Here is a 21,710-nt window from a genome sequence, read left to right as displayed (position 1 = left end):
ACGTCTCCCGTACCTCCCGGTCACCAACTACCGTAAGCAGCAAGCACTCCAAGGAGAGGCGTTCCGTTGTACGAAGGCGTGGTTCAGGACCTCATCGACGAACTGGGCAGGCTGCCCGGCGTCGGTCCCAAGAGCGCCCAGCGGATCGCCTTCCACATCCTCCAGACGGAGCCGGCCGACGTGCGCCGGCTCGCGCACGCCCTCCTCGAGGTCAAGGACAAGGTCCGCTTCTGCGCGGTCTGCGGGAACGTGGCCCAGCAGGAGCAGTGCAACATCTGCCGCGACCCCCGTCGCGACCCCTCGGTGATCTGTGTCGTCGAGGAGCCGAAGGACGTCGTCGCGATCGAGCGCACGCGTGAGTTCCGAGGGCGCTACCACGTCCTTGGCGGGGCCATCAGCCCCATCGAGGGCGTCGGCCCCGACGACCTGCGGATCCGCGAGCTGCTGGCCCGCCTCGCGGACGGCACGGTCACCGAGCTGATCCTGGCCACGGACCCCAATCTGGAGGGCGAGGCCACGGCAACGTACCTCGCCAGAATGATCAAACCGATGGGTTTGAAGGTCACGAGGCTGGCCAGTGGACTCCCTGTCGGGGGAGACTTGGAATACGCCGACGAGGTCACGCTCGGGCGTGCCTTCGAGGGGAGACGACTGCTCGATGTCTGACGCCATGCTGCACGCCGTTGACCGGAATCCGGACGACTTCGCGGTTCAGATCGCCGACTCGATCGAGTCCTTCATCGTCGCCACCACGGAGGTGGCGAAGGGCGACGAACCTGACAGCGCGGTGCCGTTCCTGCTGCTCGAGGTCTCCCAGCTCCTGCTGACCGGCGGCCGCCTCGGCGCCCACGAGGACATCCTCCCGGACGAGCGGTACGAGCCGGACACCGGCCCGGACGCCGACGTCGACGACCTGCGCATGCGCTTTGCGGCGATGCTCGACCCGGTGGACGTCTTCTCGGAGGTCTTCGACCCCTACGAGCCGCGCAAGGCGCCGGTCCCGTCGCGGATCTCCGACAGCCTCGCCGACATCGTCATGGACCTGCGCCACGGGCTGGCCCACTACCGGGCGGGCCGCACCACGGAGGCCCTGTGGTGGTGGCAGTTCTCGTACTTCTCCAACTGGGGGCCGACGGCCTCCGCGACGCTGCGGGCCCTCCAGTCCCTGGTCGCACACGTCCGGCTCGACCAGCCGCTCGCCGAGCTCGACGGCCTCGACACCGACGAGGACCTGACGGAGGAGGCGCTGGCCGAGGAGGCGGGCCGCGTCATGGTCGAGGAGATCCTCGGCCCGCCGGAGCTGCGCCGGGCCCACTGACCGGGCCCGCGGTCGAACCGGACGGCCGGACACCGCGCCTCGGCGCGTGTGAGCCGGCCCACACCTCCGCGTAGCTCCCTCCCCCTTGGGCAGTAGCCAGTCCGAACGGCCGCGGGCGCCCTCCGGGACTTCCGGGGGATCACCTGTTGAGCGGGACATCTCACCATGTGACACCACAGGGGCGATCCGCGGCCGCTCGATAGACTGAGCCGACCGCAGTTGTGACTGCACAAGACCGAACGAGGAGCGCACGTGGGCCTTGTCGTGCAGAAGTACGGAGGCTCCTCCGTAGCCGATGCCGAAGGCATCAAGCGGGTCGCCAAGCGAATCGTCGATGCCAAGAAGAACGGCCACCAGGTGGTCGTCGTGGTGTCGGCGATGGGTGACACGACGGACGAGCTGATCGATCTCGCCGAGCAGGTATCCCCGATTCCTGCCGGGCGTGAGTTCGACATGCTGCTGACCGCAGGAGAGCGGATCTCCATGGCCCTGCTGGCCATGGCGATCAAAAACCTGGGCCACGAGGCCCAGTCGTTCACCGGCAGCCAGGCCGGCGTCATCACCGACTCGGTCCACAACAAAGCGCGCATCATCGATGTGACGCCGGGCCGGATCCGCACGGCGCTCGACGAGGGCAACATCGCCATCGTCGCCGGCTTCCAGGGTGTGTCCCAGGACAAGAAGGACATCACCACGCTCGGCCGGGGCGGGTCGGACACGACCGCCGTCGCCCTCGCCGCCGCTCTGGACGCAGAGGTCTGCGAGATCTACACCGACGTCGACGGTGTCTTCACCGCCGACCCGCGGGTCGTGAAGAAGGCCCGGAAGATCGACTGGATCTCCTCGGAGGACATGCTGGAGCTTGCCGCCTCCGGCTCCAAGGTGCTCCTGCACCGGTGCGTCGAGTACGCACGCCGATACAACATCCCGATCCACGTCCGCTCGTCCTTCTCGGGACTGCGGGGCACCTGGGTCAGCAACGAACCGCAAGGGGATCAGAAGGTGGAGCACGCCATCATCTCCGGAGTCGCCCACGACGTCTCCGAGGCGAAGATCACGGTCGTCGGGGTGCCGGACAAGCCGGGCGAGGCCGCGGCCATCTTCCGCACGATCGCGAACGCCGAGATCAACATCGACATGGTCGTCCAGAACGTCTCCGCGGCCACCACCGCGCTGACGGACATCTCCTTCACCCTCCCCAAGACGGACGGCCGCAAGGCCATGGACGCCCTGGAGAAGGCGAAGAGCTCGATCGGCTTCGACTCGCTGCGCTACGACGACCAGATCGGCAAGATCTCCCTGGTCGGCGCCGGTATGAAGACCAACCCGGGCGTCACCGCCTCGTTCTTCGAGGCGCTGTCGGACGCGGGCGTGAACATCGAGCTGATCTCGACGTCCGAGATCCGTATCTCGGTGGTCACCCGCGCCGACGACGTCAACGAGGCCGTCCGCGCCGTGCACAGCGCCTTCGGGCTCGACTCCGACTCCGACGAGGCGGTCGTCTACGGCGGCACCGGGCGATGAACCGCAAGCCGGCGCTCGCGGTCGTCGGTGCGACCGGAGCAGTCGGCGCGGTGATGCTCGAGATCCTGTCCCAGCACGCGGATGTCTGGGGCGAGATCCGACTCGCCGCCTCCCCGCGCTCGGCCGGCCGGAAACTGGCCGTGCGCGGGGAGCAGTGCGAGGTCCTGGCGCTCGAAGAGAGCGTCTTCGACGGCGTCGACGTCGCGCTCTTCCTGGTACCCGGCGAGGTGTCGGAGCGCTGGGCACCCGTCGCCGTCGCCAAGGGCGCGGTCGTCGTGGACGCGTCGCCGGCCTTCCGGGCCGACCCGGACGTCCCGCTCGTCGTTCCCGAGGTCAACCCGCACGCCGTACGGGTGCGCCCGCGCGGCATCGTCGCCGGCCCGCACGACACCACGCTCGCCATGATCCCGGCCGTCGGCGCGCTGCACGCCGAGTTCGGGCTGCGGGAACTGGTCGTCTCGTCCTACCAGGCCGTCAGCGGCGCCGGACGTGACGCCGTGGCCGTCCTGCGCAAGCAGCTGACCATGGTCGCCGGCACGGAGCTGGGCACCGGACCCGGAGACGTACGGCGGGCGGTGGGTGACGACCTCGGGCCGTTCCCGGCGCCGCTCGCCCTCAACGTGGTCCCCTGGACGGGCACGCTCGCCGACGACGGCTGGTCCTCCGAAGAGCTCGGGCTGCGGGCGGAGACCCGCAAGATCCTCGATCTGCCGGGGCTGAAGGTCGCGGCCACCTGCGTACGCGTGCCGGTCCTCACCACCCACTCGCTGTCGGTGCACGCCCGTTTCGAGAACGAGATCACCGTGGAGCGGGCGCACGAGGTCCTCGCGACCTCTCCCGGTGTCGTCCTCTACGACAATCCGGAGGCGGGCGACTTCCCCACGCCCGCGGACGTGGTGGGGACGGACCCGACATGGGTGGGGCGGGTGCGGCGGTCGCCGGACGACCCCTGCGGCCTCGAGATGTTCGTGTGCGGTGACAACCTCCGCAAGGGCGCGGCCCTCAACTCGGCGCAGATCGCGGAGGCCGTGGCCGCCGAGTACGGCTCAGGGACGGGCGGCGGCAGGAGCGCCGGGACGATCTCGTAATCTCTTGGTCCCAGCAGTAAATACGGCGTGATTCCGTGGGGGTCCTTTGTAGGATCTGTGGACGCCCTGTGAGGAAGTCGAAATCTGTACCACTTGGACTGGGGCATCGGCATGTTTGATACTTCGCTTCTCCCTTACTGCAACCGGTAGTTGGGCGGGGAGCGTCTTTGCGAGCGCCTCGGCACGGTGCTGCAAAAAACTGGGGCATTGGGGAAGAGCGGTGCGCATGCGGACATTCGGTCCACTGTCAAAAGCGGTGGCGTACGCGTACAACCCTGGCGGGGGGAAGCGTGTCCAACTGGCGTGGCAGAGGTTCTCGACATCGCAAGGGTCCCGGTACGAGGCGCAGCAGTGCGCCCGCTCCGCCGACCCCGCCCGGCCGGCGGCATGCCGGTGATCGCTCCTATGCCCGCTTCGCGGACGTCCCGCGTCCCTTCCCAGCGGCAGGGCGCTGACGACGCCATGGCCACGGGCACCACCGTCGACCACCTCACCGAGACCTACCGCGCCCACTACCGGTCGCTGCTGGGTCTCGCCGCGCTGCTCCTCGACGACACCGCCTCCTGCGAGGACGTGGTCCAGGAGGCCTTCATCCGGGTCCACTCGGCGCGCAACCGCGTGCGTGACCCGGAGAAGACGCTCGCCTACCTGCGGCAGACCGTGGTCAACCTCTCGCGCTCCGCGCTCCGCAGGCGCATCCTCGGCCTCAAGCTGCTCTCGAAGCCCATGCCCGACATGGCGAGCGCCGAGGAAGGCGCTTACGACCAACTGGAGCGGGACGCGCTCATCAAGGCGATGCGCGGGCTTCAGCGGCGGCAGCGCGAGGTACTGGTGCTGCGATACTTCGCGGACATGACCGAGGCACAGGTGGCCGAGACCCTCGGGGTCTCGCTCGGCTCGGTGAAGGCGTACGGCTCACGCGGTATCGCGGCGCTGCGCGTCGCCATGGAGGCCACCAAATGAGCGGGCACGAACGCAAGCACGAGCACGACCGTGAGCACGAACAGAGCTCTGAGCATTACGGGCCGGACGGGCCGTCTGACGACCGGACTGGGAACGAGATTGTGAACAACGGGCCGACCGATGATCTCGGCACGGAGATCGCGACCGACGAGGACGCGCTGCGGCGGTTGCTGCACGGTGTCGTCGACGACATCCAGCCTTCCGCCGGCGCACTGGACCACCTGCGCCGGGCCGTACCGGCGCGGCGGGCCCGCAAGAGGCAGGCGCTCGTCGGAGCGGCCGCGGCAGCACTGCTGATCGGCACCGCCGTCCCCGCCTTCGTCCACGTGGCGAACTCGAACGGCAGCGACAGCGCCAACCCGGTCAACGCCGGGCACGGCGAACAGGCACAGGGCGGCACGGGCAACGTTCCGGGCGTCACCGGCGGGGACAACGGCACCAAGGGGCCCACGCAGGGCACCGGGCCGGCCGTGCCGCCCGGCCGGAGCTCCGGAGCGAACCCGCCGGTCGCGCAGCCCACCGGCGGTGGCGACGGCGGCTCCGGCCCGGCCCAGCCGCCCGCCGTGGGCGAGGTGCAGACCTGCGAGGCCGGGCAGCTGAGCGTCTCCACGGAGACGGGCGGACCGGACGGCGAGGGCAAGGTGTACGGCACCTTCCGCGTCACCAACGTCTCGACCACCGACTGCATCATCGGCCGCTCCACGATCGGCTTCCAGGCGTCCGGCGCGGCCGACCAGGCGCGCATCAGCGTGGTGCGTCACGTCGCGGGCGACGCGGCGGGCGGTCTGCCCGACCCGTCCCCGACGGACACGGACGTGGCGGTCGCGATGGCGTCCGAGTCGTTCGCGATGAAGTTCGCCTGGGTCCCCTCCGACACCTGCCCGACCGTGGAACCCTCACCGGACCCCACACCCACCGAAGGCGACGTCTCAGGGGCGGTGGCGGTGGCCAGGGCGGTGGCACCGGCGACACCGACGGGAGCGCGGTCGAGTCGCAGCTCATGACGGAGGACGGCGTCAAGGAGGGCAGCGTGACGGTCACCTTCACGGCGCTCGGCGGCGGCGTGTACGGACAGTCGGTCGTCTCGAACGCGTGCGCCGGAACGATCTACCACACAGGTGTGCTGACGGGCCAGTGACGCCCGTGCCGCGGCCCGCGGCGCCTGACCGGCCGGGCTGACCGGCTGGGCAGGTGGCGGCCCTGCCGAGGGCCGCCGGGCCGCTGTCTGAGCGCCGGGCAGGGCGGCGCCGGTGCACCGATGCTGCGGCACCTGCCAGGATCGCGCGGCCCGGGCTTCCGGCCGCCAGGACCTTGCGGCCGACCGGATCGTCAGACGGCGGTCTCGGGGTCCAGACCGAGCGCCCGGTCCCGCGCCGCCTCCGCCTCGCGGCGGACGAGGCGGAACCACATGAAGAGCACGAAGCCCGCGAAGACGAACCACTCGCCCGTGTAGCCCAGGTTCTGGAAGGCCTTGAGGTCCAGGCCGCTGTTCTCCGGTGCCGACGCCGGCACGGCCGTCAGGCCGGTGTCCGCCGTCGACAGCGTGACCCACGCGTCGTACACGTCGTCCGGCACCAGGTTCACCAGTGACGCCGCGCTGATCATGCCGAGCTGCCCGGCCGGCAGACCGCCGGCCGCGTGCACCCCGTCGCTGCCCGTCGACTCGGAGGCCTGAAGCGCTCCCATGACCGTGACCTCGCCCGCCGGAGCGGCCGGGGCCCGGCCACCCTCGGGCATCCAGCCGCGGACCACCGGCAGCATGCGGCCGGTCTCCGTCTCCAGCAGCGTCAGCACGTACGAGCCACGCCTGCCGTCGAGTTCACGCCCGGGGACGAGGAACTGCTCGCCGTACCGGCCCGACGCCGTGGCCAGCCGGCCCGACGTCTCCTTGTCGACGGGCAGCAGCTCGTCGAGCGGCGCTGCCTGCTGCTGGTCCGTGCCCGGCCTGCGCTCCGCCTCACGATGAGAGTCGACGCGGTCCTCGAACCTGCCCAGCTGCCACGAGCCCATGAAGATGCAGAACGGGATCGCCAGCAGGACGAAGACGTTGATCCCCCACCAGCGGGGCGTCAGCAGGAATCGGTACACCCCTCCACGGTACGGAACACCTCCGCCGTTCTCGGTGCCGGGGCCGCCGACCGGGCCGCTCCCGTCAGGTCACCGCTGTGTCGACGCCCCCTTCAGATACCTCTCCGCGAAGTCGATCTCCAGCCGCACCTGCTTGATCCGCTCCTCCACCACGAGTGAGCCGTGCCCCGCGTCGTACCGGTACACCTCGTGGACCGCACCGCGGGCCGCGAGCCTGTCCACGTAGTTGTCGATCTGCCGTATCGGGCACCGCGGGTCGTTGACGCCGGCGGAGATGTATACCGGGGCACGGACCGCGTCCACATACGTCAGCGGTGACGAGGCCTCGTAACGCTCCGGCACCTCTTCCGGGCTGCCGCCGAACAGCGTGCGGTCCAGCGCCTTCAGGTTCTCCATCTCGTCGTGGTACGAGGTGACGAAGTCGGCGACCGGGACCGCCGCCAGGCCGACCGCCCATGCCTCCGGCTGAGTGCCGAGGCCCAGCAGGGTGAGGTAGCCGCCCCATGAGCCGCCCGCCAGGACGAGCTGCGCCGGGTCGGCGAGGCCCGAGCCGACCGCCCACTCGCGGACCGCGGTGATGTCCTCCAGTTCGATCAGACCGACACGGTGCTTCAGCGCGTCCGTCCACTCGCGGCCGTAGCCCGTGGAGCCGCGGTAGTTCACACGGACGACCGCGTAGCCGTGGTCGATCCAGGCGGCGGGGCCCGCCGCGAACGCGTCGCTGTCGTGCCAGGTGGGGCCGCCGTGGATCTCGAAGACGGTGGGCAGCGGGCCCTCCGTACCGGCCGGCTTCTGCACCAGGGCGTGGATACGGCCGCCGGGACCTTCGACCCAGACGTCCTCGACCGGCACAGACGCGGGCGCCTTCATGCCAGGGGGGTCGAGGACCACGCCGCCGGTGGTCGAGCGGACACTCGGCGGCTGGGCCGCCGACGACCACAGGTACTCCACCGTGCGGTCCGGCCTGGCCGTCGCGCCGGAGACCGAACCGGACGGGGTCTCGATCTGCGTCAGCGCGCGCGTCGCCAGGTCGTAGCGCCACAGCTCGCCGCGTGCCTCGAAGCTGTGCGCGATCAGCAGTGCGGAACCGTCCGGATACCACTCGGCGTTCACATCGCCCGGCAGCTCGATGCCGAGCTCGGTCTCCTCGCCGGAGGCGATGTCCCAGATCATCGGCTCCCACCGGCCGCGCCGCTGGTGCCCGACGAGCAGCCTGCTGTCGCCGTCGACCGGTGCGAAGCCGAGGACCTCGAGGCCCAGCTCCGCCGTGCCGCCGCGGGTGTCGTCCAGCTCGGCGACCGTGCTGCCGTCGAGGCGGGTCACGCGCAGCGCGGAGTGCATGGCGTCGCCGTGTTCGGTGTGCTCGATCGCCAGCAGCGACCCGTCGTGCGAGAGATCGCCCACCCCCGCCGACTCACGGTGCCGGTAGATCTCGACGGGTGCCGAGCCCTCCCGTACGACATGGATCGTCGTGCCGTCCTCGTCGGTGGAGCGGCCGACGACCGCGGTGGTGCCGTCCCGGCCGATGGCGAGACCCGCCGGGTAGGAGGGCTCGAGGCCGGGTGCGGCGGGTACGTCGTCCCCGCCGTGGAAGGGCTGCCTCATCCAGATACCGAACTCGTCGCCGTCGGTGTCGGAGAACCACCACACGGCCTCGCCGTCCGGGGTGAGTATCCCGTCCGTCGTGCCGTTCGGCCGGTCGGTGACCTGGCGCTGCTCGCCCGTCGACCGGTCCCAGGCGTACAGCTCGTATGTCCCCGTCGCGTTCGAGACGAAGAGGGAACGGTCGGGTGCGTCCTCCGCCCAGTCGGGCAGTGAGACGCGCGGCGCCCGGAACCGCTTCTCCCAGTCGGGCACGGGAGGGCTGACGGGCATGTCGGGCGTGGTGGTTGCGTCGCTCATGCCCTCAATGAAAGCGGATTTCGCCCGCGTCCTCCGCAGCCTGTGGACAACTTCGCCCGCAGCCTGCTCCACGGCTGCCGGAACGGCCCCGGCAGCGGGCGGTCACTGCCCCGCCAGGGCCTGCGGCCAGCCTGCCGGCCGCCGCTCGATGTCCGTCGCCCGTCGCCCGGCCCGCCGGCCCGTCGCCCGGCCCGCCGGCCCGTCGCCCGGCCCGCCGCCCGGAGCCGAAGCACCGGCGCCGAAGCCCCGGCCGCGGGGGCGGTCACTCGGCTGCCACCGCCCCGCTGTCGGACGGCGACCGCCCCGGCGGCACCGCCGAGGGAGCCGCATGGCGTCCCTGCGGACGCGCCAGGCGGTGGCGCGGGTCGGCGGCCCGCGTGATCGCTGACTCGACCGCCGCCACCCGGTCGGCGAGCAGCCCGAGAGCGGCGACGGCACGGGTGAGAGGGTCGCCGTCCGGTCCGCCGAGGGCATGGGCGCGCACGTACCGCGTCCTGATTTCCTCCCAGCGCGCTTCCTGTTCCCCGGTCAGCGTCCCTCGCAGCTCCGCCAGCTTGAGCAGGGCGGCTTCGGCCCCCGTCGTCAGCGTCTGGGACTCGCCCGTGTAGTGGTCCTCGATCACGGCCGCCAGTTCAACGTCGTTCATCACCGGGTCGATCCGCTCCACGATCTTGTTCATGTTGCGGTAGGAGCCCTGGAGCCGGAACGGCGGTTCCGAGCGGGTCTCGTCACTGCTCGCCGCCGACGCGATGTACGCGGAGTTCACGGCGAGGACCGTGTGCCGGGCGGTCAGCAGATGCCGCAGGACCGCCAGGATCCGTTCCAGCTCGGCCGGTGCGTAGGAATGGCCGAGCATGTCGGCCCGCACGGTCGCGTCGTCGGACGCGAGGCGGACCAGCAGCTCCAGTTCGGTCCGGTCGCGGCCCGCCAAGGGCGCGAGCAGCGGGTGGGAGGTGAGCGCGTTCTCGACGAAGCTCAGCGCGAACACGTCCTCCTTGCCCGTCAGCACGTCACCGAGATTCCACACGTCGGCACGGTTCGCGAGCATGTCCGGGATCCGGAACCGCTGCCCCGACTCGGTGTACGGATTGCCCGCCATGCACACCGCGAAGCGCTTCCCGCGCAGGTCGTAGGTGCGGGTCGCGCCCCGCCACACGCCCTCCATGCGGCGCTGCGCGTCGCACAGGGAGATGAACTTCTGCAACAGCTCGGGCGAGGTGTGCTGGATGTCGTCCAGGTACAACAGGACGTTGCTGCCCGCCTCCAACGCAAAGTTGATCTTCTGGACCTCCTGGCGGGCCGTCGCGTTCGGCGCCTCCTCGGGATCCAGCGAAGTCACCGCATGGCCCAGCGCGGGGCCGTTGACCTTGACCAGGAGAAGGCCGAGCCTGTCGGCGACGTACTCCATGAGCGTCGTCTTGCCGTAGCCGGGAGGGGAGACCAGCAGGAGCAGCCCGTTGCTGTCCGTGCGCCGGGACTCGTCGGCCGTGCCGAGCTGCTTGGCCAGGTTGTCGCCGATCAGCGGCAGGTAGACCTCGTCGATGAGGCGGTTGCGTACGAACGCCGGCATCACGCGCGGCCGGTGCTCGTCGAGCCGCAGCGCGTCCCGCTCGGCGGCCGCCAAGGCGGTCCTGCGCTGCTGGTACGCGCGGAACCCCGGAGCCACCTCCGCGCGGAAGCGCCGGGCACGGGGCAGCAGTTCGTCGATCCGTACGGTCATCGACCGGCGCTCGACGCGCGGATGGCTGCCGAGCAGTCCCTCGACCCGCTCGGTGAGCTGCGCCGCGCACTCGTACCGGGGGAGGTCCGGGCAGAGCTCGACCGCGACGGCCTCCGCGAGGTCGGTGGTGTCGGCGCCGGTCGCCTCGGTGTAGGCGCCCAGCCAGTTCTCGACGACCTGCCGCCGGGCCGGGAGGTCGTCGCCGAGAGCGGCGACGTCCTCCTCGTACGCGGAAGTGCCCACCGTGCGGCGGAACTTCTCCAGCAACGTGCGCGCGGAGGCGCTCGTCACAAAGCCGTCAGGGCCGCACGTCAGCTCCTCGAAGAGGTACTCCGCGGCGAGCGCGTCCCCCATCTCCCGCGCCATCTCGGCCCGGAACGCGCCTATCGCCGGCGCCAGACCGAACGTCTCGCGGGCCCGCGCCAGCGACACCGCCCGACGCGTCCACCCGGTGCGCCGGGACTCGTCGGTGCCGTGCGCCCAGAACAGCTGCGCCGTGGCCCGCGCCGCCGGCGGGTGGCGCAGCAGCCCGGCCCGCTCATGGAGCCGCAGCAGCGCGCCGAGGATCAGGGTCGCGTCGTGGTCGTGCACACCGCGCTCGTAGCCCTCGTCGTAGGAGGCCTCCGCCGCCTTCCGCACGAGGCCGGGGAGGTCGGCGCCTGCCAGGGCCTCGGCGCCGTGCTCGTCGAGCAGCCGGGCGGCCAGGTGCTCGGCGCGGTACATCGACGCGCTCTCCGAGGGCAGCGTCTGCTCCCAGTAGGGGCGGGTGCCCGCGAAGCCGGGAGCTGCCGCGTCGGTGACCGGCGAACGGTAGTCCGTGCCGGTGAGCGCGAACGCGAGGCCGTCGCCCTGCGGCACGAGCGTCAGCTCGAACGGCTGGGTGTTCACCGCGAACCGGTGGCGGCCGAGCCGGATCGCGGAGCCGCCGTCCGCGTACAGGTCGGTCCGGTCGCGCAGGGCCCGTGCCGCCTCCTGGCGTGCGGCCTTCAGACGCCCTTCCAGCTCCTCCGCCCGTGCGCCGTCCCCCAGTTCACGCAGCCCGTCCGCGGTGCGGCGGACCTTGGCGACCATCGGGTCGGACGCGAAGTAGGTGTTGATCCCGTCGGTGTCGCCGAGGGTCGCGAGGCGCCGGGAGATCGTCTCCAGGACGCGTTCCGCCGACCCCGCCAGCCGCTCGGCACGGCGGGCGCGCGCGTCCTGAAGGGTCTGTCGCCGGGACGCGAACGCTTCGTACACCTCGCTCCGCTTCGCGCCCAGCTGCGCCAGGAAGTCGTCGGACTCGGCGAACTGCGACTCCAGGTTCTCCAGCCGCAGCAGCAGCGCGGCGAGTTGCTCGTCGCATGCCTGTGGGTCGGAGGCGACGGCGAGCGCACCCGTCACCGCCTGCCCCAGCAGGGCAAGTTCCGCGGCGAACTCGGCCTTTCCCTCCCGGGCGAGGAGTTCCTTGCGGCGTCCGTCCAGCGTCGCCCGGGCCCGGTTGACACCGCCGAGCACCTCCGCGATCCGCTCCAGGACCGAGGTACGGACGACCGCGTCACCGATGTCCAGACCCGCGACCACGTCGGTGACCGTACGCAGGCCCTCCGCCTGCGCGTCGAGCCGCTCGCCGACCGGTGCGGCCTCCGCGACGGTTCCGATCGCCTCCGCGTCCGCCGTCAGCTGCTCGATCTCGAGGTGGTGTCCCGCGAAGGCGTCCTCGCGCCCGAAGAACGCCACAGCCCGCTGCGCGAAGGAGGCGATGTCGGCGTCGGTGTCCGCGGCGAGAGCGTCGATACGGCCGTTGTCGGCGTACCGCATCTCCTTGAGCGTGACCAGCTCGCCCTGCGCGCGGCGCAGCCCGGTCAGCCCCTCGACCCATTCGCCCGCGCTGCGCGGCGTCCCGCCCCGCAGTCGGCGCACCTGTCCGGCGATCCGCGTCGCCGCCTCGTCCAGCGCGCGGGCGGCCTGCGCCGTCAGGTCCCGCACGGTCTCGTACTCGGAGACGATCTGCCCGGCCGTCGCCAGCATCCCGGCCAGCGGGGTACCGAGGTCACCCAGCTCGGGGTCGGTCAGCCAGTGGTACGCGTCCACGGCACGGCCGCAGGCGGCGAACAGCGCCTCGTAGACGCCGGTGGTGGGACTGTCCTGGTTCTCTGCGACGGCGCGTGCCAGGGACAGGCAGTCGGAGATGCCGCGCACCAGGTCCGCGTTGCCGACGACGGCCAACGGGCCCTCCCCGGCGGGGCGGGCCGCGGCGTAGGTGTCGGAGACGAACGGCGACTGCCAGCGCTGGGTCGGGTGGACCCTGCCCGGCTCCTCGCCGTCGGCGCGCAGCACCAGCAGCGTGCCGTCCTCGAAGACGGCGTAGCCCTGGCAGAGCAGTGGAGTGGCGACGGCCTTGCGGATCACGTTGTACGGCAGGAGCAGGCTCCGGCCTTCCACCCGGGCGTGGAAGGCGAACATCACGTCCTCGCCGTTCGGAGACCGTACCGTCCGCTCGAACTCGAGCGCGCCGATCAGCCCGGCGTCGATGTCGAAGGTCCGCGCTGTGCCGCTCGCCGTGAGGTAGTAGCCCCCGGGGAAGACGATGCCCTGGTCCTCGGGCAGCCTGCGGCACGCCTGCCCGATGCCGTCCAGCCGCACCACCGTCCCCGTGACCGTGTTGTGGACGAGGTGGCGGTACGCCTCCTCCTTGTACGGACGGATGCGCAGCAGGACGAGCGGACCGACGCGGGCGTGCTCGATGTCGGCGTCCCCGAGGGACTGGAGCGGTTCGACGACCGGCTCGGCGTGGATGCCATCGGCCGTCTCCGTGTCGTCCTCCGTCTTCACCGTCAGGAAGCCGCCGACGGTCGAGACGAACACCTCACCGCCGACGGACACGTGCGGATGGCGGCCGAGCACATGGTCGTCGCGGGTGGCGGCCGTCCACTCGAAGTCGTGGGACGGCGGGAGCACATGGTCGCGCTCACCCCGAGCGTCGAGGAAACGCGCGCCCCCGTCCGGCGTCAGCTCCCAGCGCAGCACCCGGATGTCGTCGGCCTTGTCGCCGGTCCGGAAGACGGCCAGCAGCCTGCCGTCGACGCGGCGCAGCCGGAGGAGACGAGCACCCTGGTAGTAGCGGTGCAGTGCATCGAACTCGCCGCGGAAGGCCGGATCGTCGAGGAGGCCGGGCACGGCGTCCTCAGCGAGCCGGTTCAACTCGCGGTCGTGGACGGCGAGGACGTCACCGACCGTGGTCCGCGCCCGCAGCCCCGGCGACACGTTGTGGCCGAGCAGCAGACGGTCGCCGACGGCGACGATGTCACGCGGCACGCTGTTGCTCTCGGTGCGGAGATGCTCGGTGCCGGTGAGCCGCAGCTCCATCGACCCGAACGTGTCGATACGGCGGGTGTTGAGGTCCTCGGCCCGTCGGGCGAGCTCCGCGGCCTGTGCGCCGAGCCGGTCGCGCAGCACCTCGTACGTCCCGGAGTCCAGGCTGCCGGCGTGCGGCTCTTCGGTGGTGTGCGTGGTCATGGTGGCTGTGCTCGCTTCCTGCGAGGGGCGCGCGGCCCGAGGTACGTCTGCCGGGGGAGACGGAGAGGGCTCTTCCGGCCCGCCCCTTCCCGGCGGTGGCGGGCTTTGGCCCGGCGGATCCCGTGGGGACGTCGCCGTCTTCGGCCACGAGTGATGTGAGGACGTCCCGACCGTCCGTGGCGGCGCCGTACGCCGCCACGGACGGTGGGACCCGCCCCGCACCCGCCCGGCGCTGCTGACCCCCGTCCGGCAGCACCGGTGCGTGCGCGGGTGGTCTCAGGCGGCCGGGGCCGAGCCGTTGAGCGCCGCGGTGCCGGCGCCGGCCGGGGTGTGGCCGTCCGCGAGCGCCCCGATCGGGGTGTCCGAGAGGCCGAGCCGGTCGGCCATGTCCAGCAGCGGCTGGAGCTGCGCGCCACCGCCCGACTTCATCAGCCGCATCAGCAGCGCCGACACCGTCAGGTTCTGCACGTCACCGGTGGACACCGAGCCGAGGACCGACGTCAGGTCGTCGGTGAAGCTCGACGTGCCGTCCAGCCACGGCTTCGCCAGCGTCTGCGCCGTCTCCGAGTTCCGCATGAACGAGTCCACGCCCTTGCCGAGCGAGATCGACGACATGAGCCGGTCGAAGAAGACGGACTCCCCGCCGACGATGCTGATGTCGGCGTTCTCCAACCCCGTGGCCAGCACCGTCGCCTGCGCCTCGGCCACCTGCCGCTGGACCTCGAGCCCCGCCAGCCGGACGTCCTTCTCCGCCTCGAGGCGCAGCCGGTACTCCTCGTGCCCGCGCGACGCCTCGTCGAGCGCCGCCATCGCCGCGGCCTTCTCGGTGAGGCCTGCCGCCTCCGCCTTCAGCTTGTCGCCGATGGCCACCGCGTCCGCCGCGCCCTTCGCCCGTACGCCTTCCGCCTCAGCGAGCAGCCGGGCCTGCGCTGCGCCCGCCTCGGCGCGGCCGGCCTTCTCGATGGCGTCGGCCTCCTTCTCGCGGACCTGGACGGCCGCGAGGCCTGCCGCCGCGGCCTCCGCCTGAATGCCTTCGGCGAGCCGCAGCTTGGCGCGGGCGTCGAGGTCCGCGGACTTGACCCGGGCCTCCGCGAGCGTGATCTCCTCCGCCGCCCGGTGCACCGCGGCCTGCTCGGCGGCCTCCGCCGCCTTGATGTCCTTGACCAGCTTCTCCTGGGCCTCGGCCTCGGCCGCGATGATGATCGCCTGGCGCTCGCGCTCGGCCTCCTCCACCGCGCGCAGGCGCTTGATGGACTCCTCCTGCTCGGCGACCGTACGGTCCACGGCGACCCGCTCACGCACGACCTCGGCGATCTCCCGCTTCTCCGCCTCGACCTCCTTGTCGGCGGCGATCCTGGTCAGCGCTGTCTCACGCTCCCGCGCGATGACCTCGAGCAGCCGGTCCTTCTCGATGCGCTCGTTCTCGATGGCGATCACCCGCTCGCGGTTCTTCTCCGCGACGGCCACCTCGCGTGCCTGGTTCTCGCGCTGCACGCCGAGCTGCTCCTCGGTTCGCAGGAAGGCGCTCTGCGCCCGCAGCCGCTCCTCCTCCATCACCCGCGCGGTCTCGGCCTCCTCGCGGGCGCGCACCGTCTCGATCTCGCGGCGCTGCTTGATCTCGGCATCGGCCTGCCGGCGCTCCAGCTCGAGAATGGCCTCGCGTGCGTCGACGTTCTGCCGGGTGATCTCCTTCTCCTCCGTGCGCTGGAACTCGTTGGTGCGCACATGCTCGACGGACGTCATCTCGGTGATCTTCCGGATGCCCTGGGCGTCGAGGACGTTGGAGGGGTCGAGCTGGGAGAGCGGCGTCTGCTCCAGGTAGTCGATCGCCGCGTCCTCGAGGCTGTAGCCGTTGAGGTCGGTGCCGATGAGCTGGATGATCCGGTCCCGGAGCTCGTCGCGCTTGGTGTAAAGGTCGGTGAAGTCCATCTGCTTGCCGACGGTCTTGAGCGCCTCGGAGAACTTGGCGTTGAAGAGGTCCTGCAGCGTCTCCTTGTCACTGGCCCGCGCGGTGCCGATCGCCTGAGCGACCTTGATGACGTCCTCGACGGTCTTGTTGACGCGGACGAAGAACGAGATGCGGATGTCGGCGCGGATGTTGTCGCGGCAGATGAGACCGTCGCGGCCGGTCCGTGTGATGTCGATGGTCTTCACCGAGATGTCCATGGTCTCGGCCTTGTGCAGGACCGGCAGGACGACCTGTCCGGTGAAGGTGACGTCGACCTTCCGCATCTTGGAGACGATCAGGGCCTTTCCCTGTTCGACCTTGCGGAACAGTCTCGAGACGATCAGCAGCAGACCTATGGCGATGAGCAGTACGACGGCGATGAGCACGCCGATGCCCACAGTGATGGCATCCATGAGGAATCCCTCGCGTGAGAGGTGAGGTACGGGTGGCGAGCGGGGAAGGCGGTCCGGTCTCGCGAACGCGGTCGCGGTGGCTACCTGCCGGGTGACGGACTGTCAGGCTGTGGAAGGTCAGGCGGCGGACGAGGAGCCTGCGCCGGGCAGTTCACCGAACTGCGGGAAGGGCGCGACCCAGAAGAACTCACCGGTCTCGTCGTACGCGTAGAGCAGCCCGGTGGAACCGGCGGCGAGGGGCTTCTCGTCCTCCGTGCCCAGCGCTCTGACCTGCACGACGGCGGTGGAGCCGTCCCGGGCCGCGACCTCCGCCTGGCCGAAGCGCGCGTCCACCCGCCCGGTACGGACGGTGCACGTCATGCCGACGAAGTCCTGCCGGGACGGCCCGCGTTCCTCGGGGAAGAATCTGACCAGCATGCGCACCAGCCGCCGTGTGACCCACCAGGCGACGAGCGCCGCGGTGACCAGCACCGCGCAGGCGAGGATGGCGTACGGGACACCGGCGAGGGAAGACCGGCGCAGCAGTACCGACCCGCTGAGGCTGGTGAACCAGGCGAACGCGATCAGCAGCGACGCGGCGACCGAGACCGGCACGCCGCCGAGACCGGCGGCCCCGATGCCCGACGGCTCGATGTCGGCGTCGAAGGCTTCGTGTTCCGCGACTCCGAGAAGGACGAGCAACCAGAAGACGAAGACCACGGCGAGCGCGGCGCTGAACAGGAGGGTGGGGAAGGAGAAGGCGGCCGACAGGAACTCGTTCACCGTTTCGACCCCCGTATCCCCTTGCCGAGTCACAGCATCCGAAGCATCCCGTGCTCCGGAGCGGTCCCATCGTTGCAAAGGCCGGCCGTTGCTTGCATTGCCGGATTCCGGCAGTCTTTACGCACTCTTGATGCCGGACGACCGGCCGCGTGACGCGGCCGGCGGTCGGATGGTTCCGGGGACCAGTGGGGGACACGCATGACAGTCGAAGAAGTTCCGGAGGAGTACCTCTCGGGGTACGCGGAGATCCTGGCCGAGGTCGGCAGGACAGGCCGCAGGCTGACCCGCGACGAGGTGGAGGGCCGCCGGTCGCTCGGCGAGCAGGCCGCCGAGTCCGGACACGGCCTGCGGGCCCTGGTCATCCGGCACTTGGCGGCCACCAGGGCATCATGGCCGCGGACCACCTCACCGGAGAGCGTGCTCGCGGCGGTCGAGCAGGCCATCGACGCGTTCGCGGGCGGCTACGAGCGGGCGCAGAGGCTGGCCGTGCGTAAGGAGGAAGCCGCACGGCGGGAGTTCATCGACGACCTGCTGTACGGGCGCAGTGACCCCGGCCGGCTGGCTCAGCGCGCCGAACGCTTCGGGCTGCGGCTCGCCCATGCGCACGCCGTCGCCGTCGCCGTCGGGCCTGAGCCGTACGAGGACACGCACCCGGTGACGCGGTCCGTGGAGGCGGCCCTGCTCAGTCGCTTCGGGGACCGCCGGATCCTGTTGACCACGAAGGACGGCCGGCTCATCTGTGTGGTGCCGGCCGACCAGGAGGAGGTCGTGCGCTACTTCGCCAAGCAGGCGCACGCGGCGACGGACGGCGGACGCGCGGCCATCGGCCGTCCCCATCCGGGCGCGGGGGGCGTCGTCCGCTCGTACGAGGAAGCCCTCAACGCCCTCGACCTCGCCGAGCGCATGGGCCTCGACGAACCGGTCCTGCACGCGGCGGACCTGCTGGTCTTCCCCGTGCTGGCCCGCGACCGGGAGGCCATGGCGGATCTGGTGCACAGTGCGCTCGGCCCGCTTCAGCAGGCGAGGGGCGGCGCCCAGCCGCTGCTCGACACACTGCACGCGTACTTCGACGCGGGGTGCGTCGCCGCACAGGCGGCCCGGGCGCTGCGGCTGAGCGTGCGCGCCCTGACGTACCGGCTGGAGCGGATCCACCGGCTGACCGGCTCCGACCCCACGGATCCGCAGCACCGCTACATGCTGCAGACGGCGGCGATCGGCGCGCGTCTGCTCGACTGGCCGGCGAAGGAGCTCTAGGGCGGCAACAGCCGCAGCCGGTGCCCCGGGCGCTGGTGTTCCGGCCCTGGTGTCCGGTCCGCGAATGCGGACCGGACACCGGAACGGCGGACAGGTCGGATCAGATGTTGACGCCGAAGTCCTGCGCGATGCCGCGCAGGCCGGAGGCGTAACCCTGGCCGACAGCACGGAACTTCCACTCCGCACCGTTGCGGTACAGCTCACCGAAGACCATCGCGGTCTCGGTCGAGGCGTCCTCGCTCAGGTCGTAACGCGCGAGCTCGTTGTTGTCGGCCTGGTTGACGACGCGGATGAACGCGTTGCGCACCTGGCCGAAGGACTGGCCGCGGCTCTCGCCCTCGTGGATCGAGACCGGGAACACGATCTTGTCGACCTCTGCGGCCACACCGGCCAGGTTGACCTTGATCTGCTCGTCGTCGCCCTCGCCCTCACCGGTGAGGTTGTCACCGGTGTGCTCGACGGAGGCGTCGGGGCTCTTGAGGTTGTTGAAGAACACGAAGTGCTGGTCGGACAGGACCTTTCCGTTCGTGTCCACCAGCAGGGCGCTGGCGTCCAGGTCGAAGTCGGTCCCGGTGGTGCTGCGTACGTCCCAGCCGAGGCCCACGACGACCGCGGTCAGGCCCGGGGCCTCCTTGCTGAGCGAGACATTGCCGCCCTTGGAAAGGCTGACACCCATGGAAATCCCCTGCGCAATCCGGCGCGGGCCGCGCCACTTGACGATTCCTTTGCCCGACCGGACAACGACCGGCCCCACGCTTCGGTTCCCCCTTTTCCCGATCGGGTCTCACGACCGGTCCGATCGGGTGTCACGACCGGTCCGGGCCGTCCACTTCGCCGACGCAGAAGCTGGCGGGCCGGACCTGGAAATCGGCGAGTTCCTGCCCGCCGCGGCAGTGGCGCGCCGTCCCCGAGGCCCGGCGACACGAGGCGGCCACTGTGTGGCCGGGCAACGTCCGCGCGCCCTGGCATATGGTGGATAAATAGGGAAAAGCGCCAAAACGCATCGTCGAGGTTTCGGGGTCGACGATGGAACGGATGGCAACCATGACCGCATCGACTGGCACCCCGCAGGACGCTCACCTTGGCCGGAGCGATGCCTCGTGTCCGGCAGCAAAGGCAGCAAGTGCGGCGGCTGAGCACGCTGTTACCCACAACGCCGTGACTCTCGACGTGTTCGGTACGCGTGTTGAACTGCTTCCTCCTGAGCAACTCGCCTTTCTCGCCGGCGTCGGCGTACTGGCCGCTGCGGAGATCATCGAATGGCCGGTAGCGCTGGTCCTGGCGGTCGGGCACCAGCTCGCGCACAGCCATCACGGACGGGTGCTGCGAGAGTTCGGTGAAGCGCTGGAAGAAGCCTGAGGTCGTCACCCCCGTAGCCGCGGCCCACCGGGCTCCAGCGCGCCGGCCCCGCCCTCGACGTCGCCTTGGCTCAGGAGCCCGGGCGACCACCCTCGACGACGATCATGTCGAGTCCCCCGTCGCCGGTCGGATCGGCGAGCTCTCCTGGGCGCCCGGAAATGCCGGAAGCCCATGTGCCAGCACGACCGAAGCGTGATTGGATCTCCGATCCAGACCGTCCCGGCAAGGACCGCCCGCCATCGCGCGCCTCTACAGCCCGCCGGGAACGACTCAGGGGCCCGACCCGCTAGATCATCAGGACCCTGACGTGGTGTTTCAGCTGCCGGGGTGGCGGGATTTGAACCCACGACCTCTTCGTCCCGAACGCGATATCCGGTCGCCCGGACATGCCCAACCGCTCCGCTGGCTTGCGTAGGGGCCGTGCTCGTCGTCTGTGGACGTCCACGGACGTCGCCCGTCGTTCACGCCGTTTGGCCCCCCGTTTGGCCCCCTGGGTGGGAGGCCCGCCGGTGCAGCGACGGCGAAGCACCGCGAGACACTCCAGGCACGAAAGGACGGATCAGACCCACGCTGCTCGAGCGTGCCCCAGACGCCTGGCCTGTCTGGGGCGCGGCAGGCGGGCAGCTGCGGCACGGCGTAGCTCGTTCGGCGTCTCTGATGAGACAGCTGTTCGCCCGGCTGGGCAGGCTGGGGTGTCGTCGCGGGACGGGGTGGGCAAAGGGTCCCGCTTCATGGATTGGAGCACCATGCGCGGTCATCTCATAACCGCCGCCACGAAGACCGGCCTCGTCCTCGCCCTGCTGGGCCTGGCCACCCCCGCCGTCCCTGCCGCAGCCCAGCCCGCTCAGGCGGGGCCGACCACGCAGGCGGCGCAGGCAGCGCAGCTTGTGCACACGCGCACCGTCCGCCTGCCGCTGAGCGGCATTTTCGACGATGAGGATGCCGAGCCGATCGACATCACCGGCAGCATCCGCGTCACGGTCGTCACCCGCACCGCGCCGGGCGGCGGAGGTACTGCCCGCATCATCAGTAACCTGGGCCGCACCACCGGTATCGGAGAAGACACGGGCGCCCTCTACCGCTTCGTCGGCGCCGACATCGACGAAGTCGCCTGGCCGCCGGGCCCGGTCACCCCACTGACCATCAATCCCACATTCCTCAAGATCTACCCGCCGGACCCGATCGTCCCGCCCAACCCGATCGTCCCGCCGAACCCGATCCAGCCCGTCGAGATCGACGTGACCCTCCTGGACAACGGCACCATCGACAGCATCGAAGCCGAGGTGGTCGGCGAAGGGGACGGCGGCGGGGACGTCGACAGCGCCCAACCCTGACCTCGGCAACCAAAACCCCACGCTCGGCCCGGCCTTCCGCTTGGCGCGGGAGACCGGGCCGACGCCCGCACAGGCTAGGTACGCGGTACTCCGTCGGACCGCCTGGTCCGTATTCACAACAGCCGCACGCTTCGTTGCGGTGGGCCGGCGACGCCTCAGCGCATAAAGCCGAAAAGGGAAGCGCCGGTGTGGGCGGCATGCCAACAAGTGGTTCGACGCGGGCCACGCCCGGTGAAACCCCGGCTCGGAACGGATCCGAGTCGAGGTTTCTGTGTAGCCGCCTTCGACCGGTGCCGTGGTGATGGACGGCATCTTCAAGCGTGGTCCGGAGCGGTAGTCACGCAGATAGACACGCAGACAAACAGCTGAGGCACCTACTCAATTCAGTAGGTGCCTCACCTGGTGTTTCAGCTGTCGGGGTGGCGGGATTTGAACCCACGACCTCTTCGTCCCGAACGAAGCGCGCTGCCAAGCTGCGCTACACCCCGATGTCACCGGTGTCCCGGCGACATCGATTACTTTAGCCCACCCGCGGCCGGAGG

Annotated in this window: 16 protein-coding genes and 1 tRNA gene; 10 read left to right on the top strand and 7 right to left on the bottom strand. The window is 70.8% G+C overall.

All coding sequences use genetic code 11. The annotated features are described in order from the left end of the window. Nucleotides 1-66 precede the first annotated feature (66 nt). From recR to GLX30_RS35270, 7 genes are all read left to right on the top strand, one after another. Nucleotides 67-666 carry a recombination mediator RecR gene (recR, locus tag GLX30_RS16880; RefSeq protein ID WP_005314484.1) on the top strand — a complete coding sequence of 200 codons (600 nt, stop codon included), beginning with the start codon at nt 67-69 and terminating at the stop codon, nt 664-666. Next, entirely contained in the window at nt 659-1,318 is a 660-nt protein-coding gene (locus GLX30_RS16875) for a DUF5063 domain-containing protein (protein WP_159689346.1), read from the top strand. Before recR ends, GLX30_RS16875 begins: the two co-directional genes overlap by 8 nt. Nucleotides 1,319-1,570: 252 nt before the next feature. Continuing rightward, a complete protein-coding gene (locus GLX30_RS16870; protein ID WP_005314479.1) occupies nt 1,571-2,842 on the top strand; it encodes an aspartate kinase in 1,272 nt (423 codons plus the stop codon). Then, nucleotides 2,839-3,930 (top strand): aspartate-semialdehyde dehydrogenase, encoded by a 1,092-nt coding sequence (locus GLX30_RS16865; RefSeq protein WP_159689343.1) that lies wholly within the window; start codon nt 2,839-2,841, stop codon nt 3,928-3,930. The genes GLX30_RS16870 and GLX30_RS16865 overlap by 4 nt, the downstream gene beginning before the upstream one ends. 303 nt (nt 3,931-4,233) lie before the next feature. Continuing rightward, the gene (locus tag GLX30_RS16860) at nt 4,234-4,893 is read left to right on the top strand and encodes a SigE family RNA polymerase sigma factor (protein WP_159689340.1); all 660 of its coding nucleotides are present in this window, start codon (nt 4,234-4,236) and stop codon (nt 4,891-4,893) included. Continuing rightward, the gene (locus GLX30_RS16855; RefSeq protein ID WP_244258191.1) at nt 4,890-5,897 is read left to right on the top strand and encodes a hypothetical protein; all 1,008 of its coding nucleotides are present in this window, start codon (nt 4,890-4,892) and stop codon (nt 5,895-5,897) included. Before GLX30_RS16860 ends, GLX30_RS16855 begins: the two co-directional genes overlap by 4 nt. Further along, entirely contained in the window at nt 5,894-6,031 is a 138-nt protein-coding gene (locus tag GLX30_RS35270) for a hypothetical protein (RefSeq protein ID WP_244258190.1), read from the top strand. The genes GLX30_RS16855 and GLX30_RS35270 overlap by 4 nt, the downstream gene beginning before the upstream one ends. A 191-nt stretch (nt 6,032-6,222) precedes the next feature. Here the strand turns inward: GLX30_RS35270 and GLX30_RS16850 are convergent, their stop codons facing one another. The 5 genes from GLX30_RS16850 to GLX30_RS16830 all read right to left on the bottom strand — a co-directional run bounded on the left by GLX30_RS16850 (nt 6,223) and on the right by GLX30_RS16830 (nt 17,221). Continuing rightward, nucleotides 6,223-6,981, bottom strand: coding sequence for an SURF1 family protein (locus tag GLX30_RS16850; protein WP_159689337.1), 759 nt, complete (start codon nt 6,979-6,981; stop codon nt 6,223-6,225). Nucleotides 6,982-7,050: 69 nt separating this feature from the next. Next, nucleotides 7,051-8,883, bottom strand: coding sequence for a prolyl oligopeptidase family serine peptidase (locus GLX30_RS16845; protein WP_167306831.1), 1,833 nt, complete (start codon nt 8,881-8,883; stop codon nt 7,051-7,053). A gap of 262 nt (nt 8,884-9,145) precedes the next feature. Next, nucleotides 9,146-14,098, bottom strand: a complete 4,953-nt coding sequence (locus GLX30_RS16840; RefSeq protein ID WP_159689334.1) for a DNA repair ATPase — start codon at nt 14,096-14,098, stop codon at nt 9,146-9,148. A gap of 276 nt (nt 14,099-14,374) precedes the next feature. After that, nucleotides 14,375-16,459, bottom strand: a complete 2,085-nt coding sequence (locus GLX30_RS16835; protein ID WP_159689331.1) for an SPFH domain-containing protein — start codon at nt 16,457-16,459, stop codon at nt 14,375-14,377. A gap of 117 nt (nt 16,460-16,576) precedes the next feature. Continuing rightward, a complete protein-coding gene (locus GLX30_RS16830) occupies nt 16,577-17,221 on the bottom strand; it encodes a hypothetical protein (protein WP_159689328.1) in 645 nt (214 codons plus the stop codon). A gap of 198 nt (nt 17,222-17,419) precedes the next feature. Here GLX30_RS16830 and GLX30_RS16825 point away from each other — a divergent pair, with 198 nt between their 5' ends. After that, complete coding sequence (locus tag GLX30_RS16825; protein WP_159689325.1) at nt 17,420-18,475, top strand: helix-turn-helix domain-containing protein; 1,056 nt, start codon at nt 17,420-17,422, stop codon at nt 18,473-18,475. A 100-nt stretch (nt 18,476-18,575) separates the two neighbouring features. Here the strand turns inward: GLX30_RS16825 and GLX30_RS16820 are convergent, their stop codons facing one another. Further along, nucleotides 18,576-19,151 carry a TerD family protein gene (locus tag GLX30_RS16820; protein ID WP_159689322.1) on the bottom strand — a complete coding sequence of 192 codons (576 nt, stop codon included), beginning with the start codon at nt 19,149-19,151 and terminating at the stop codon, nt 18,576-18,578. Nucleotides 19,152-19,510: 359 nt separating this feature from the next. Between GLX30_RS16820 and GLX30_RS34645 the strand changes: the two genes are divergently transcribed. Continuing rightward, complete coding sequence (locus GLX30_RS34645; protein WP_208545430.1) at nt 19,511-19,834, top strand: hypothetical protein; 324 nt, start codon at nt 19,511-19,513, stop codon at nt 19,832-19,834. Between the two features lie 731 nt (nt 19,835-20,565). After that, nucleotides 20,566-21,168 (top strand): hypothetical protein, encoded by a 603-nt coding sequence (locus GLX30_RS16810; RefSeq protein WP_159689319.1) that lies wholly within the window; start codon nt 20,566-20,568, stop codon nt 21,166-21,168. A gap of 414 nt (nt 21,169-21,582) precedes the next feature. On the opposite strand, the gene GLX30_RS16805 is transcribed toward GLX30_RS16810, so the two are convergent. Beyond that, nucleotides 21,583-21,656: transfer RNA gene (locus GLX30_RS16805), tRNA-Pro, on the bottom strand. Nucleotides 21,657-21,710: the final 54 nt, after the last annotated feature.

The sequence above is a fragment of the Streptomyces sp. Tu 2975 genome, from assembly GCF_009832925.1.
GTDB lineage: Bacteria > Actinomycetota > Actinomycetes > Streptomycetales > Streptomycetaceae > Streptomyces.
This window is presented reverse-complemented; position numbering and strand designations above follow the sequence as displayed.